1 protein-coding gene is annotated in these 15,726 nt (G+C 72.3%); it reads right to left on the bottom strand.

Translation table 11 applies throughout. The features are described from left to right. Nucleotides 1-33: 33 nt before the first annotated feature. The gene (locus tag P2L57_RS06900; RefSeq protein ID WP_275809902.1) at nt 34-15,447 is read right to left on the bottom strand and encodes a type I polyketide synthase; all 15,414 of its coding nucleotides are present in this window, start codon (nt 15,445-15,447) and stop codon (nt 34-36) included. Between the last annotated feature and the right edge of the window lie 279 nt (nt 15,448-15,726).

The following is a 15,726-nucleotide window of genomic DNA, read 5'->3' as shown; positions in this document are numbered from 1 at the left end:
GCCGGAGTGGCCGTGCTCATGAAGCGTGGGTGATCACAGGCCGAGCTCCTCGTCGAGCAGATCGAAGAGCTCGTCCGCGGTGGCGGACTGGATTTCACGTTCTTCGGCAGCGGTGTCCGTTGCACTGTGCGTTTCGTTCCACTTCGACAGGAGGTCTCGCAGGCGGGCGGTGATGCCGGGCCGTTCGGCGTCGTCGGCGGCGATCGCGGAGAGGACCGACTCCAACTTGTCGAGTTCCGCGTGTACGGACTGCGGTGCCGTGGCGCCGTCCTGGCGGAGTTCACCGCTCAGGTATCCGGCGAGCGCGGCGGGCGTCGGATAGTCGAAGATCAGCGTGACCGGCAGCCTGATCCCGGCGACCGCACCGAGGCGGTTGCGCAGGTCCACGGCGGTCAGCGAATCGAAGCCCAGGTCGAGGAAGCCGCGTGCGGCGTCGACCGCGTCCGGTCCCGAGTGGCCCAGGACAGCGGCCACTTGGGTGCGCACCGCGTCCAGCAGCACACGGTCGCGTTCCTCTTCCGACCGCCCGGCCAGCCGCTCGCCCAGCGAGGCGGTCGCCTGTCCGCCGTCGGCCGCGCCGCCCGTCTGCTCCGCCCGACGTGCCGGGGCGCGTACCAGACCGCGCAGCAGCGGCGGCAGGGTGCCCGCGGCGGCCTGGGCCCGCAGGCCCGCCGCATCGGTGCACATGGGTACGAGTAGCGCGTCGTCCAACGCACCGCTCAGGTCGAACAGGGCCAGGCCCTCGTCGGACGGCAGCGGTGCCACCCCGGCCCGCGCCATCCGGGTCAGGTCGGCGTCGGTGAGGCCGCCCGCCATTCCGTCGGCCGCCGCCCACAGGCCCCAGGCCAGCGAACTGGCCGCCAGGTCCTGCGCGTTGCGGTGCTGGGCCAGCGCGTCGAGGAAGGTGTTCGCCGCCGCGTAGTTGCCCTGACCGGCGCCGCCGAACAGTCCGGCGACCGACGAGAAGAGCACGAACGCCGACAGTTCCCGGTCGCGGGTCAGCTCGTGCAGGTGCCATGCCGCGTCCACCTTCGGACGCAGTACGCGGTCGACGCGTTCGCCGGTGAGCGAGTCGATGACGCCGTCGTCCAGCACACCGGCGGTGTGGATCACCGCGGTCAGCGGATGGTCGTCGGGGATCGCGGCCAGCGTCTCGGCCAGTGCCTCCCGGTCCGCCGCGTCGCAGGCGGCCCAGGTGACCGATGCACCCAATTCCCTGAGTTCGGCGGCAAGTTGCTCGGCACCTTCGGCCGCGCCGCCACGGCGGCTGGTCAGCAGCAGGTGCCGGGCGCCGCGTTCGGCCACCAGGTGCCGGGCGAACAGCCGTCCCAGCGTTCCGGTCGCGCCGGTGATCAGGACGGTGCCGTGCTCGTCGAAGTCCGGCGCGCTGTGCTCCACGGCCGGTACCCGCGCCAGGCGGAAGGCGTACGCGCTGCCCGCGCGCAGCGCGAGTTGCGGTTCGTCGGTGGCCAGTGCCGGGGCCAGCGCCCGGTACGAGGCGTCGGTGTGGTCGGTGTCCACCAGCGCGAACCGGCCGGGGTTCTCCGACTGCGCCGAGCGCACCAGGCCCCACACCGGGGCATGCACAAGATCCGCCACGCCTTCGCCGGGTCGTACGCAGACGGCGCCACGGGTGACGAACACCAGCCGCGCGTCGGCGAACCGGTCTTCGGCCAGCCAGGACTGCACCAGTTCCAGCGCGCCCCTTGCCGCCGCCCGGGCCGCGCCGGGCACATCGTGCGGCAACTCGGCGTCCGCCAACGGCACGAACACCACCTCGGGGACCGAGGCACCGTCCGCCACCGCTTCGGTGAGCGCGGCCAGATCCGGGTAGGTGTCGAGTCGGTCGCCGGAGAGCGTGAACCCGTCGGCGCCCAGCACCACCCAACGCTCGCCGATCGGGACCGCGCCCGCCGCCTCCGGTAGGACGGCCCACTGCACACGGAACAGCGACTCCTGGTGCGCGGTACGGGACGCGCCCAACTGCTCGGCGGTCACCGGGCGCAGGATCAGCGCGTCGACCGTGGCGACCGGTGCTCCGGTGCCGTCCGCCAACCGCAGTGACACCCCGCCGGACGCGGTCGGCGTCAGCCGGACCCGCAGTGTGTCGGCGCCGGCGGCGTGCAGCCGTACCCCGGTCCAGGCGAACGGCAGCCTCGGCTGGCCCGCGTTGTCGTCCACGTCCTGGCTCAGACCGCCCAGGCCGATGCCGTGCAGTGCGGCGTCCAGCAGCGCCGGGTGCACACCGAACGCGCTCGCGCCGGTCTCGTACCCCTGCGGCAGCCGGATCTCGGTGAACAGTTCGTCGCCGCGCCGCCAGGCGGCACGCAGGCCCTGGAACACCGGCCCGTAGCCGAGCCCGGCTTCGGCGACGCCCTCGTACAGGGTGGTGGTGTCGACCTCGGTCGCGTCCTGCGGGGGCCATACGCTCAGGTCGAACGGCTCCGGCTGCTGCCCGGCGGCGAGTGTGCCGCCCGCGTGCCGCAGCCAGGGCTCGTCGGCCGGTGCGTCCTCCGGGCGTGAGTGCAGGGCCAGTTGACGCCTGCCGGACTCGTCCAGCTCGCCCACCCACAGCCGCAGGTGCACCGCGCCGCGCTCGGGCAGCGCCAGCGGTGCGTGCAGGGTCAGCTCCTCCACGGTGTCGCAGCCGACTTCCTGGCCCGCGCGCAGCGCGAGTTCCACGAAGGCGGTGCCGGGCAGCAGCACGGTGTCCATGACGGCGTGGTCGGCCAGCCACTGGTGCGTCTGCAGGGACAGCCGCCCGGTGAAGACGAAGCCACCGGACTCGGGCAGCTCCACCGCGGCGCCCAGGAGCGGGTGGTCCGCCGTGTCCAGACCGGCCGCGATCATGTCCTCGATGGACACGCCCACATCAAGCCAGTAGCGCTGGCGCTGGAAGGCGTAGGTGGGCAGGTCGACCCGGCGGGCGCCGGTGCCCGCGAAGTAGGCGTCCCAGTCGACGGCACTACCGCGGACGTGTGCCAGGGCGAGTGCGGTGGTCAGTGCCTCCGCCTCGGGGCGTCCGTTGCGCAGGGCGGGGACGAAGGCGGTGCCGTCGGTGGTGACGCAGTCCTGCGCCATGGCCGACAGCACGCCATCAGGGCCGAGTTCCACGAACGTGGTGACCCCGGCGGCGTGCAGCGCACGTACTCCGTCGAGGAAGCGGACGGCCTCGCGGACGTGCCGCACCCAGAAGTCCGGCAGGCAGATCTCCTCGCCGGAGACCAGCGCACCGGTGAGGTTGGAGACGATCGGGATGCGCGGGGCCTCGTACGTCAGGCCTTCGGCGACCTTGCGGAAGTCGGCCAGCATCCCGTCCATGTGCGGCGAGTGGAACGCATGGCTCACGGTCAGGCGCTTGGTCTTACGACCCTGCGCCTCGAAGCCCGCGGCGATGTCCATCACCGCGTCCTCGTCACCCGCGATGACCACCGACGTCGGACCGTTGATCGCGGCGATGCTGACCCGCTCGGTCAACAGTTGATCAACCTCGTCCGCCGACGCCTGCACGGCGACCATCGCGCCGCCACCCGGCAGCTCCTGCATCAGACGACCACGCGCCGCCACCAACGTGCACGCGTCCTCCAGCGACAGCACACCAGCGACATGCGCCGCCGCCAACTCACCGATCGAGTGCCCGGACAGGAAGTCCGGCCGCAGCCCCCACGACTCAACGAGTCGGAACAGCGCCACCTCGACCGCGAACAGCGCGGGCTGCGTGTAGCCGGTCCGGTCCAGCAACTCGCGCTGCGAACCGAACAGCACATCCCGCAGCGGCATGTCGAAGCGCTCACACACCGCGTCCAGCGCCTCGGCGAAGACCGGATACACCTCGTACAGCTCCCGGCCCATACCCAGTCGCTGACTGCCCTGGCCGGTGAACAGGAACGCCACCTTGCCCTCGACCGCCGTGTCAAGCAGCAGGTTCGGCGCCGACTCGCCACGTGCCAGGGCATCGAGGGCGCGGAGCGCCTCGTCCCGGCCACCGGCCAGCACGGCAGCCCGCTGCTCCAGTGCCGCACGCGTGGTGGCCAGCGAGAAGCCGAGGTCCGTCAGGCTCGCCTCGGGGTCGGCCAGCGCCTGGGAGCGCAGCCGCCGCGCCTGGGCGCGTAGTGCGTCCTCACCACGTGCCGACAACAGCAGGGGAACGATCGGAAGTTCAGCGTCCGCCGCGTCGGGCTCCGCCGTCCTGGGCTCCGGTGCATCGGCCGTCGGTGCCTGCTCGATGATGACGTGCGCGTTGGTGCCGCTGATGCCGAAGGACGACACACCGGCTCGGCGCGGCTCCTCGGTCCGCGGCCACTCCCGTGCCTCGGTCAACAGCGAGACGGCGCCCGCGGACCAGTCCACATGCGGTGACGGCTGGTCCACGTGCAGGGTCTGGGGCAGCAGCCCGTGCCGCATCGCCAGCACCATCTTCATCACGCCGGCGACGCCCGAAGCGGCCTGTGTGTGGCCCAGGTTGGACTTGACCGAGCCGAGCCACAGCGGCTGCCCCTCGGGACGGCCCTGGCCGTAGGTGGCGAGCAGGGCCTGTGCCTCGATCGGGTCGCCCAGCGTGGTGCCCGTGCCGTGCGCCTCGACCACATCGACCTGGGCGGCGGACACCCGGGCGTTGGCCAGGGCCTGCCGGATGACGCGCTGCTGCGAGGGGCCGTTGGGCGCGGTCAGACCGTTGCTCGCACCGTCCTGGTTGACGGCCGAGCCACGCACCACCGCCAGCACCTGGTGGCCGTTGCGCTGGGCGTCCGACAGCCGCTCCAGCAGCAGCATGCCCGCGCCCTCGCCCCAACCGGTGCCGTCGGCAGCGGCGGCGAACGACTTGCAGCGGCCGTCGGCGGCGAGCCCGCGCTGGCGGCTGAACTCGATGAACGTACCCGGCGTGAACATCACGGTGACACCACCGGCCAGCGCCAGCTCGCATTCGCCGTTGCGCAGCGCCTGCGCCGCCAGATGCAGTGCCACCAGCGACGAGGAGCAGGCGGTGTCGACGGTGACCGCGGGGCCTTCGAGCCCGAAGGTGTAGGCCACCCGGCCGGACACCACACTGCTGGAGCTGCCGGTGCCGAGATAGCCCTCGACCTCGTCCGGGATGGCGTGCAGCCGGGCGCCGTAGTCGTGGTACATCACGCCCGCGAACACACCGGTACGGCTGCCGCGGGTCGACAGCGGATCGATGCCCGCGCGTTCGAACGCCTCCCAGGAGGTCTCCAGCAGCAGCCGCTGCTGCGGGTCCATGGCCAGCGCCTCGCGCGGACTTATCCCGAAGAACGCCGGGTCGAACTCGGCCGCGTCGTGCAGGAAGCCGCCCTCGCGGGCGTAGGAGGTGCCCTGGTGGTCCGGGTCCGGGTGGTAGAGGGCGTCCAGGTCCCAGCCACGGTTTCCGGGGAGGGCCGAGATGCCGTCGGAGCCCGCGGCGAGCAGTCGCCACAGGTCCTCGGGGGTGCGCACACCGCCCGGGTAGCGGCAGCTCATCGCGACGATGGCGATCGGCTCGTCGGCGGCGGTACCGGCCGCGACCACCGGCGTGACCGCGGCCGCGCCGGTGCCGGTCAGCTCGGTACGCAGATGGCGGGCGAGCGTGGTCGGGTCGGGGTAGTCGAAGATCAGCGTCGCGGGCAGCCGCAGCGCGGTCGCCGCGTTGAGCTGGTTGCGCAGCTCAACGGCGGTCAGCGAGTCGAAGCCGAGCTCCTTGAACGCCCGGCCGGACTCGACGGCCTCCGGCCCGGCGTGGCCGAGTACCGCGGCCACCTGGGCGCGGACCAGGTCGAGCACCACACGGTGCTGCTCATCCTCGGAGCGGCCCAACAGCCGCTGCGCCAGGCCCGATTCACCAGCACCGGTCGCGCCGTCGACGACCCGGCGTACCGGGGTGCGGACCAGACCGCGCAGCACCGGTGCGATCGTGCCCGCCGCGGCCTGGGTACGCAGCGCCGCGAGGTCCACCCGCATCGGAACCAGGGCGGCCGTGTCCACCGAACGTGCGGCGTCGAACAGCGCGAGTCCGTCCTCGGCGGTGAGCGGCGGCAGGCCCGCGCGCCGCATGCGGCTGATGTCCGCCTCGTCCAGGCCGCCCGCCATACCGTCCGCGACCGCCCACAGGCCCCAGGCCAGCGCGGTCGCGGTGAGCCCCTGCGCCCGGCGGTGCTGGGCCAGCGAGTCCAGGAAGGCGTTCGCCGCCGCATAGTTGCCCTGGCCGGGGCCGCCGAAGACAGCGGAGGACGAGGAGAACAGCACGAACGCGGACAGGTCGAGGTCGCGGGTCAGCTCGTGCAGATGCAGCGCGGCGTCCACCTTCGGACGCAGCACCCGGTCCATACGGTCGTCGGTCAACGACCCGATGACACCGTCGTCGAGCACGCCCGCCGCATGGATGACGGCGGTCAGCGGGTGCGCTGCCGGAATCGAGGCCAGCACCTCCGCGAGGGCGTCCCGGTCGGCCACGTCGCAGGCGGCCGAGCTGACGGTGGCGCCCAACGCGCCGAGCTCCTCGCACAGTTCGGCGGCGGCGCCGCGTCGGCTGACGAGCAGCAGGTGCCGTACACCGTGCTCGGTCACCAGATGGCGGGCGAACAGGCGGGCCAGGGAGCCGGACGCGCCGGTGATCAGCACCGTGCCGTCCGGGTCGTACGGCCGCGCCTCGGTGTCGGTCCCGGCGGCGACGCGCGCCAGCCTGAGTGCCCGTACGGTGCCCTCGCGTATCGCAAGTTGCGGCTCGCCGCTGGCCAGCGCCGTCGGCAGGGCCCGCAGCGAAGCCTGCTGGTCATCGAGGTCGATCAGCACGAAGCGGTCCGGGTTCTCGGTCTGCGCCGAGCGGAGCAGACCCCAGACGGCCGCGAGCGCCGGGTCGTTGACGGGCTCGTCGGCACCGGCGGCCACCGCTCCACGGGTCACCGCCACCAGCCGCGCACCGGCGAACCGCTCGTCGGCCAACCATGTCTGCGCCAGCCGCAGCGCCTCGCGGGCGGCCGCGTGTACGGCCTGCGGTGACAGGCCGGAAGCCGGAGCGAGCGGGACGAAGACTTCCTCCGGCACGTCCGCGCCCTCGTCGACGGCGCGGATGAGCGCATCGAGATCGGTGTGGCGCGGCGCGTCGAGGCCGAGGTCGGCATCGCCCAGTACCGCCCAACTCCCTTGTGCGGAAACGGCGGTGGCGGGCAGGGCGGTCCACTCGTGGCGGAACAGCGACTCGTGGTACGTGGCCCGGGCGGCCCGCAGCTGCTCGTCGGAGACCGGGCGCAGGCCGAGCGATTCAACGGCCGCGACCGGCGCACCCGTCAGGTCCGCGATCTCCAGCCGGACGCCGTCCGCGCCCGCCGGAACCAGGTGGACGCGCAGTGCGGCGGCGCCGCTGGCGTGCAGCGACACTCCCGTCCAGGCGAACGGCAGCCGCCCCTGTCCGTCGGTGTTGCCCAGGCCGCCGAGGCCGATGGCGTGCAGTGCGGAGTCGAGCAGCGCCGGGTGCAGACCGAACCGGCCCGCCTCCGACTCGGCGTCCTCCGGCAACCGCACCTCGGCGAAGATCTCGCCGTTCCGCCGCCAGGCCTTGCGCAGTCCCTGGAAGGCGGGTCCGTAGTCGAAGCCGATGGACAGAAGTTGCTCGTAACGGCCGTCGAGCTCCACCTCGGCCGCCTCGGCCGGCGGCCAGGTGCTCAGGTCGAACGACGCCTGCGGCTGTCCACCGGAGGCCAGCACACCGGCGGCGTGCCGGGTCCACGGCTCCTCGGCGGCCAGGTCCTCGGACCGCGAGTGCAGGGCGAGCGGGCGCCGTCCGGCACCGTCTGCCGCGCCCACCAGCAGCCGTAGCCGGACCCCGCCGTGCTCCGGCAGGATCAGCGGCGCCTCAAGGGTGAGCTCCTCCAGGTAGTCGCAGCCCACCTGATCGCCCGCGCGCAGCGCCAGCTCGACGAACGCGGTGCCCGGGAGCAGCACCGAACCCATGATCGCGTGGTCGGCGAGCCACGGGTGGCTCTGCAGGGACAGCCGGCCGGTGAGCAGCACCCCGTCCGAGTCCGGCAGTTCGGCACTGGCGGCGAGCAGCGGATGCCCGGTCTCGGCCAGCCCGATCGCCGCGACGTCGCCCGCCAGGAACGCGGGCAGGTTCGGCCAGTAGCGCTGGCGCTGGAAGGCGTAGGTGGGCAGGTCGATCCGGCGGGCTCCGGTGCCCGCGAAGTACGCGTCCCAGTCGAGAGCGGCGCCCTTCGCGTGGACGAGGCCCAGTGCGGTGGTCAGTGCCTCCGCCTCGGGGCGTCCGCTGCGCAGGACGGGGGCGAAGACGGTGTCGTCGGCGGTGAGGCAGTCCTGTGCCATGGCCGACAGCACACCGTCCGGCCCGAGTTCGACGAACGTGGTGACCCCGGCGGCGTGCAGCGCACGTACTGCGTCGAGGAAGCGGACGGCCTCACGGACGTGCCGGACCCAGAAGTCGGGTGTACCGATCTCCTCGGCGGAGACCAGGGCGCCGGTGAGGTTGGAGACGATCGGGATGCGCGGGGCCTCGTACCTCAGGCCTTCGGCGACCTTGCGGAACGCGTCCAGCATCCCGTCCATGTGCGGCGAGTGGAACGCGTGGCTCACGGTGAGGCGCTTGGTCTTACGGCCCTGCGCCTCGAAGCCCGCGGCGATCTCCAGAACCGCGTCCTCGTCACCCGCGATGACCACGGACGTCGGACCGTTGATCGCGGCGATGCTGACCCGGTCGGTCAACAGTGGAGTGACCTCGTCCGCCGACGCCTGCACGGCGACCATCGCGCCGCCACCCGGCAGCTCCTGCATCAGACGACCGCGAGCAGCCACCAACGCACAAGCGTCCTCAAGCGAGAGCACACCAGCGACATGCGCCGCGGCCAGCTCGCCGATCGAATGCCCGGCGAGAACATCAGGCTTGAGACCCCACGCCTCGACCAACCGGAACAGCGCCACCTCAACCGCGAACAACGCGGGCTGCGTGTAGCCGGTCTGATCCAGCAAGGCGCCATCGGTTCCGAAAACCACGTCCCGCAGCGGAAGTTCAAGGTGCTGATCGAGGTAGGCGCACACCGCGTCCAGCGCCTCGGCGAACACGGGGTACGCCTCGTACAGCTCCCGGCCCATGCCCAGCCGCTGGCTGCCCTGACCGGTGAACAGGAACGCGAGCTTCCCGCCCTCGGCCCTGCCCCCGATCACGCTCGCCGTGGGGCGGTCCTCAACCAGCGCGTCCAGCCCGGCGAGTACCGCCTCGCGCTCCCCCGCCACCACCACGGCACGGTGTTCGAACGCCGTGCGGCCGGTGGCCAGCGAGAACGCCACGTCGGCGAGGCCGAGTTCAGGGTGGTCGGTCAGGTGCGACCGGAGGCGTTCCGCCTGGCCGCGCAGCGCGTCGGCGTGCTTGGCCGACAGCATCAGCGGTGTCACCGCGGGCGTGGACGGCGCCTGGTGCGCGGTCTCGTCGTCGAACACCGGCGCCTGCTCGACGATGGTGTGCGCGTTGGTGCCGCTGATGCCGAACGAGGAGACGGCGGCCCGGCGCGGACGGCCGGTCTGCGGCCACTCCCGCGCCTCGGTCAGCAGCGAGACGGCACCTGCCGACCAGTCGACATGCGGTGTGGGCTCATCGACGTGCAGCGTCCGCGGCAGCACTCCATGCCGCATCGCCAGCACCATCTTCATCACGCCCGCGACACCGGCCGCGGCCTGAGTGTGGCCGAAGTTGGACTTGATCGACCCCAGCCAGAGCGGCTGGCTCTCCGGCCGGTCCTGGCCATAGGTGGCGAGCAGCGCCTGCGCCTCGATCGGGTCACCGAGCGTGGTGCCCGTACCGTGCGCCTCCACCGCGTCCACGTCCGCCGTCGACAGACCCGCGGCGGCCAGCGCCTGGCGGATCACCCGCTGCTGCGACGGTCCGTTGGGCGCGGTCAGACCGTTGCTCGCACCGTCCTGGTTGATGGCGCTGCCGCGGACCACGGCCAGCACCGGGTGACCGTTGCGGCGCGCGTCGGAGAGCCGCTCGACCAGGAGCATGCCCGCGCCCTCGCCCCAGCCGGTGCCGTCCGCTCCGGCGGCGAACGCCTTGATCCGGCCGTCGGTGGCCAGTCCCCGCTGGCGGCTGAAGTCGACGAACGACGCCGGGGTGGACATCACGGTGACACCACCGGCCAGCGCCATGGTGCACTCGCCGTGGCGGAGGGCCTGGATCGCCCAGTGCAGGGCGACCAGGGACGACGAGCACGCGGTGTCCACGGTGACCGCCGGGCCTTCGAGGCCGAGCACGTAGGACACCCGGCCGGAGACCACGCTCGCCGCGTTGCCGGTGCCGAGGAAGCCCTCGGTGCCGTCCGGCGCGGCCAGCATCAGCGGGAGGTAGTCCTGGCCGTTGGTTCCGGCGAAGACACCGACCTGCTCGCCGCGGAGCGCGGCGGGGTCGATACCGGCGCGTTCGAATGCCTCCCAGGAGATCTCCAGCAGCAGCCGCTGCTGCGGGTCCATGGCCAGCGCCTCACGCGGGCTGATCCCGAAGAACGCCGGGTCGAACTCGGCGGCATCCGCGAGGAATCCGCCTTCCCGGACGTACGAGGTGTTCTCCGCCGCGGTCTCCGGGTCGTACAACGACTCGATGTCCCAGCCGCGGTCGGTCGGGAAGCCGGTGATCGCGTCACGGCCGGACGCCAGCAGCTCCCACAGGTCCTCCGGTGACCGCACGCCGCCGGGGAACCGGCAGCTCATCGAGACGATGGCGATGGGGTCGTCGGCGATGTCGGCGGCCGTCAACCGCGGACGCGCCGTGTCGGCCTCGTCCGGGGCGCCCAGCAGCGCGACGCGCAGGAACTCCGCCAGAGCCACGGAGTTGGGGTAGTCGAAGACCAGCGTGGCCGGGAGGCGCAGGCCGGTGAGGGCGCCGAGCAGATTGCGTATCTCGACCGCGGTCAGCGAGTCGAATCCCAGGTCGCGGAAGGCCCGGCCCGGCTCCACCGATTCCGGTCCGGGGTAGCCGAGTACGGCGGCCACCTGAGTACGTACGAAGTCCAGTGCGAGCTGCTCGCGTTCGGCCTCGGGGGCGGTGGCCAGGCTCCGCTGGAACGACGACAGATCGGCGGCGGTGCCACCGCCGGTCGTCGCGGCGTTCTCCAGCGCACGACGGGCCTCCGGCAGGTCGGCGATGAACGGGTTGGCCCGCACCGCCGTGAGTCCCGGGGCGAGCCGGTCCCAGTCGATGTCCGCGACGAGCGAGAACGACTCGTCGAGATCGAGCGCCTTGTGCATGGCGGTGAGCGCCAGCTCGGGTGCCAGCGGGGGCATTCCGGCGAGTCGCAGCCGCTCGGCGACCACCTTGTCGGTCGCCATGCCGCCCTCGGCCCAGGCCCCCCAGGCCAGCACGGTAGCGGGCAGGCCCTCGGCCCTGCGCTGTTCCGCGAGCGCGTCCAGGAAGGCGTTGGCGGCAGCGTAGTTGGCCTGACCGGCGCCGCCGAAGGTGCCCGCGAAGGAGGAGAACAGCACGAACGCGGACAGGTCGAGGTCACGGGTCAGTTCGTGCAGTACGGCCGCGGCGGTCGCCTTGGGGCGCAGGACGTCGGCGAGCCGGCGCGGGGTCTGTGCGTCCAGTACGCCGTCGTCGAGCACACCGGCGGCGTGCACGATGGTGGTCAGCGGGTACCGCGCGGGCAGGGAGCCCAGCAGGTCGGCGACCGCGGCGCGGTCGGCGACATCGCAGGCCGCCACGGTCACTTCGGCGCCCAGCTCGACGAGTTCCGCGCGCAGCTCCGCGGCCCCGGGCGCGTCCGGGCCCCGGCGGCTGACCAGGACCAGGTGCTCGGCGCCGTTACGTGCCAGCCAGCGGGCGACGTGCGCGCCGAGCGCGCCGGTGCCGCCGGTGATCAGCGCGGTGCCGGTGGCGGACCAGCGGCCGTCCGGCGTGTCGGTCAGCTCGGTCTGGGGTGCCCGGGCCAGACGGCGGGCGAAGACGCCTTGCGGGCGCACCGCCAACTGGTCCTCGTCCGCGCGGTCCGCGAGCCCGCCGAGGATGTCGGCCAGCCGCGCGAGCGCGCGGTCGTCGACCGCTGCGGGCAGGTCGATCAGGCCGCCCCAGCGCTCCGGGTACTCCTGGGCGGCCGAGCGGCCAAGTCCCCAGATCTGCGCCTGGCCGGGGCTGGTGAGCTGGTCGGAACGGCCCACGCGGACCGCGCCGCGGGTGGCGGCCCACAGCGGTGCGTCCACACCCGTGTCGCCGAGTGCCTGCAGCAGGGCGGTCGTGCCGGATAGCCCTGCTGGCAGCGACGGGTACTCGGTGTGCGGCCGCTCGTCGAGGGCCAGCAGCGACAGCACGCCCGCGATCTCGTCGCCGTCGAGCGCGGCACGGATCTGCTCGGCGACCGCCGCACGGTCCTCGGTCGAGGCGTCGAACGCCAACTGCCGTACGTCGGCGCCACGTTCGGCCAGGGTGCGGACGGCAGCGGTCACCCACTCGTCGGCGGTCTGCCCGGTGGGGGCGACCAGCAGCCAGGTTCCGGTCAGCGGCTTCGGCGCGGAGTACGTCAGCGGCTGCCAGGTGACGCGGTAGCGCCAGCTGTCGACGGTGGAGCGGTCACGGCTCTGGCGGTGCCATGCGGACAGCGCGGGCAGCACCGCGCTGAGCGGCTGTTCGGCGTCCACGCCGAGGGTTCCGGTGAGCGCCGCCAGGTCCTCGTTGTCCACGACCTCCCAGAACCGGGCGCTGACCGCGTCCAGCACGGTGGTGCCCAGGGCGTCGGTCGGCTCGGAGAACGGGTCACGCGGCCAGTACTTGCGGCGCTGGAAGGCATACGTGGGCAGGTCGACGCGGGACGCTCCGGTGCCCGAGAAGTACGCCTCCCAGTCCGGGGCGAAGCCGCGGACCTGGGCGCGCGCGATGGCGGCGGTCAGCGTCTGCGGCTCGGCACGGTCGGTGCGCAGTGCGGGCACGAAGGCCGCGTCGGGTCGGGTGACGCAGGCCTGGCCCATGGCCGACAGCACACCGCCCGGGCCGAGTTCGAGGTATGTCGTCACACCGTGGCCGTCCAGCCAGCGGATGCCGTCGAGGAAGCGCACCCCCTCGCGGACGTGCCGTACCCAGAACTCGGGCGTGCCGATCTCATCGGCGGAGACCAGCTCGCCGGTGAGGTTGGAGACGATCGGGATGCGCGGGGCGTTGAACGTCAGCCCCTCGGCCACCGCACGGAACGCGTCCAGCATGCCGTCCATGTGCGGCGAGTGGAAGGCGTGGCTGACGGTCAGCCGCTTGGTCTTACGACCCTGCCCCTCGAAGCCCGCGGCGATCTCCAGGGCCGCGTCCTCGTCGCCCGCGATGACGACCGACGTCGGACCGTTGACCGCGGCAATGCTGACCCGGTCGGTCAACAGTGGAGTGACCTCGTCCGCCGAGGCCTCGACGGCCACCATCGCGCCGCCGCCCGGCAGTTCCTGCATCAGACGGCCACGCGCCGCCACCAACGTGCACGCGTCATCGAGCGACAGCACCCCGGCAACGTGCGCCGCCGCCAGCTCACCAATGGAGTGCCCGGTCAGGAAGTCCGGCCGCAGCCCCCAGGACTCCACCAACCGGAACAGCGCCACCTCGACCGCGAACAACGCGGGCTGCGTGTAGCCGGTCTGGTCCAGCAGGTCGGCGTCGGTCCCGAACAGCACGTCGCGCAGGGGTAGTTCGATCCGTTCGCACACCGCGTCCAGCGCGGCGGCGAAGGCGGGATACGTCTCGTAAAGCTCCCGGCCCATCCCCAGCCGCTGGCTGCCCTGCCCGGTGAACAGGAACGCCACCTTGCCCTCGGCGGCCGTCCCCTCCACCAGCGCGGCGGACGTGCGACCGGCCGCAAGCTCGGCCAGGCCCGCCAGCAGATCCGCACGGTCCCCGGCGACAACCACCGCACGCCGATCCAACGCGGCACGGGTGACAGCCTGCGAAAACCCGACATCAGCCAGGGACACGCCCGGCTCCGCCTCAAGGTACGCGTGAAGCCGCTCGGCCTGGGTACGCAGGGCCGCCTCGTCCTTGCCGGACAGCGCGACAGGGACGAACGGCAAGGACGAGGCGGTGTCGGTAGCCGCGGACTCCGCGGCGGGTGCCTGCTCCAGAATGGTGTGCGCGTTGGTGCCGCTCATGCCGAACGACGAGACGCCCACCCGGCGCGGCCTGCCGTTGTCCGGCCACGGCCGGGCCTCGGTGAGCAGCGAGACCTCGCCCGCCGACCAGTCCACATGCGGAGTCGGCTCGGTGAGGTGGAGCGTCTTGGGCAGCGTGCCGGCCCGTATGGCCATGACCGACTTGATGACGCCCGCGACACCTGCGGCGGCCTGTGCGTGGCCGATGTTGGTCTTCAACGAGCCCAGCCACAGCGGCCGTTCCTTCGGCCGGTCCTTGCCGTAGGTGGCCAGCAGCGCCTGGGCCTCGATCGGGTCACCGAGGGCGGTGCCGGTGCCGTGCGCCTCCACGGCGTCGACCTCGTCGGGTGTGAGCCGGGCGTTCGACAGCGCCTGGAGGATGACGCGCTGCTGCGAGGGGCCGTTGGGCGCGGTCAGGCCGTTGCTCGCGCCGTCCTGGTTCACCGCGGTACCGCGGACCACCGCGAGCACCGGATGACCCTTGCGGCGCGCGTCGGACAGCCGCTCCACCAGCAGGATGCCGACGCCCTCCGACAGGCTGAACCCGTCGGCCTCCGTCGAGAACGCCTTGCAGCGGCCGTCCATGGCCAGGCCGCGCTGCTTGCTGTAGTCGATGAACGTGCCGGGCGCCGACATCAGCGTCGCGCCACCGGCCAGCGCCAGCGAGCACTCGCCGTTGCGCAGCGACTGAACCGCCAGATGCAGCGCGACCAGCGACGAGGAGCACGCGGTGTCGATGGTGACCGCGGGGCCTTCCAGCCCGAAGGTGTACGACACCCGGCCGGAGGCCACGCTCGCCGCGTTGCCGGTGCCCAGATAGCCCTCAAGGTCTTCCGACGAGCTCAACAGAGCGGTGAGGTAGTCGTGGCTGCTGGTGCCGACGAAGACGCCGACCTGCTTGCCGCGCATCGAGGTCGGGTCGATACCGGCCCGCTCGAACGCCTCCCACGAGGTCTCCAGCAGCAACCGCTGCTGCGGATCCATGGAAAGGGCCTCGCGGGGCGAGATACCGAAGACACCGGGATCGAACTGGGCGAAGTCGCGGACGAACCCGCCCTGGTGGACGTAGGCGGTGCCCGGGTGCTCGGGGTCCGGGTGGTAAACGGTGTCGAGATCCCAGCCGCGGTCGGCGGGAAAGTCGCTGATCGCGTCCTCGCCGTCGGTGACCAGTTGCCACAGGTCCTCAGGGGAGTTGATGCCCCCCGGGTAGCGGCAACTCATCCCCACGACGGCTATGGGGTCCTGGTTCTTCGCCTCGGCCTCGCGCAGGCGTTGCCGGGTCTGATGCAGATCCGCCGTCACCAGCTTGAGGTAGTCCCGCAGCGTCTCTTCATTCGCCATTTAACGCAACCCATTTACGGCAGACGGCATCGGAAAATAAACGAACCAGAAACAATCGAACCAGTAATGAATTCAATCGACTTCTCGTAGGGAGGCTATGGTCGGGCTAACCCTCCGGACAACCCCTTACTGCCCCCTACGCACCCCTGCGGGGGTTCGGGGGAAGAAGCCCCCGAAGAAAACGTCCATGCCGGTCCACGGACTTTACGGCATCCTCACCGACGCCGGGAATTCCGTCAATAGCCGCCGACGGCGCCACCATTGACGGAATTCCCCTCA

The organism is Streptantibioticus ferralitis (genome assembly GCF_029223525.1).
GTDB classification, from domain to species: Bacteria; Actinomycetota; Actinomycetes; order Streptomycetales; family Streptomycetaceae; genus Streptantibioticus_A; species Streptantibioticus_A ferralitis.
Note: the sequence above shows the minus strand (reverse complement) of the source record. Positions and strands in the feature narration are given on the sequence as shown.

Excerpts from the sequence above, each read along its gene's own strand:
- P2L57_RS06900 (WP_275809902.1), bottom strand. The coding sequence starts at position 15,447 with ATGGCGAATGAAGAGACGCTGCGGGACTACCTCAAGCTGGTGACGGCG.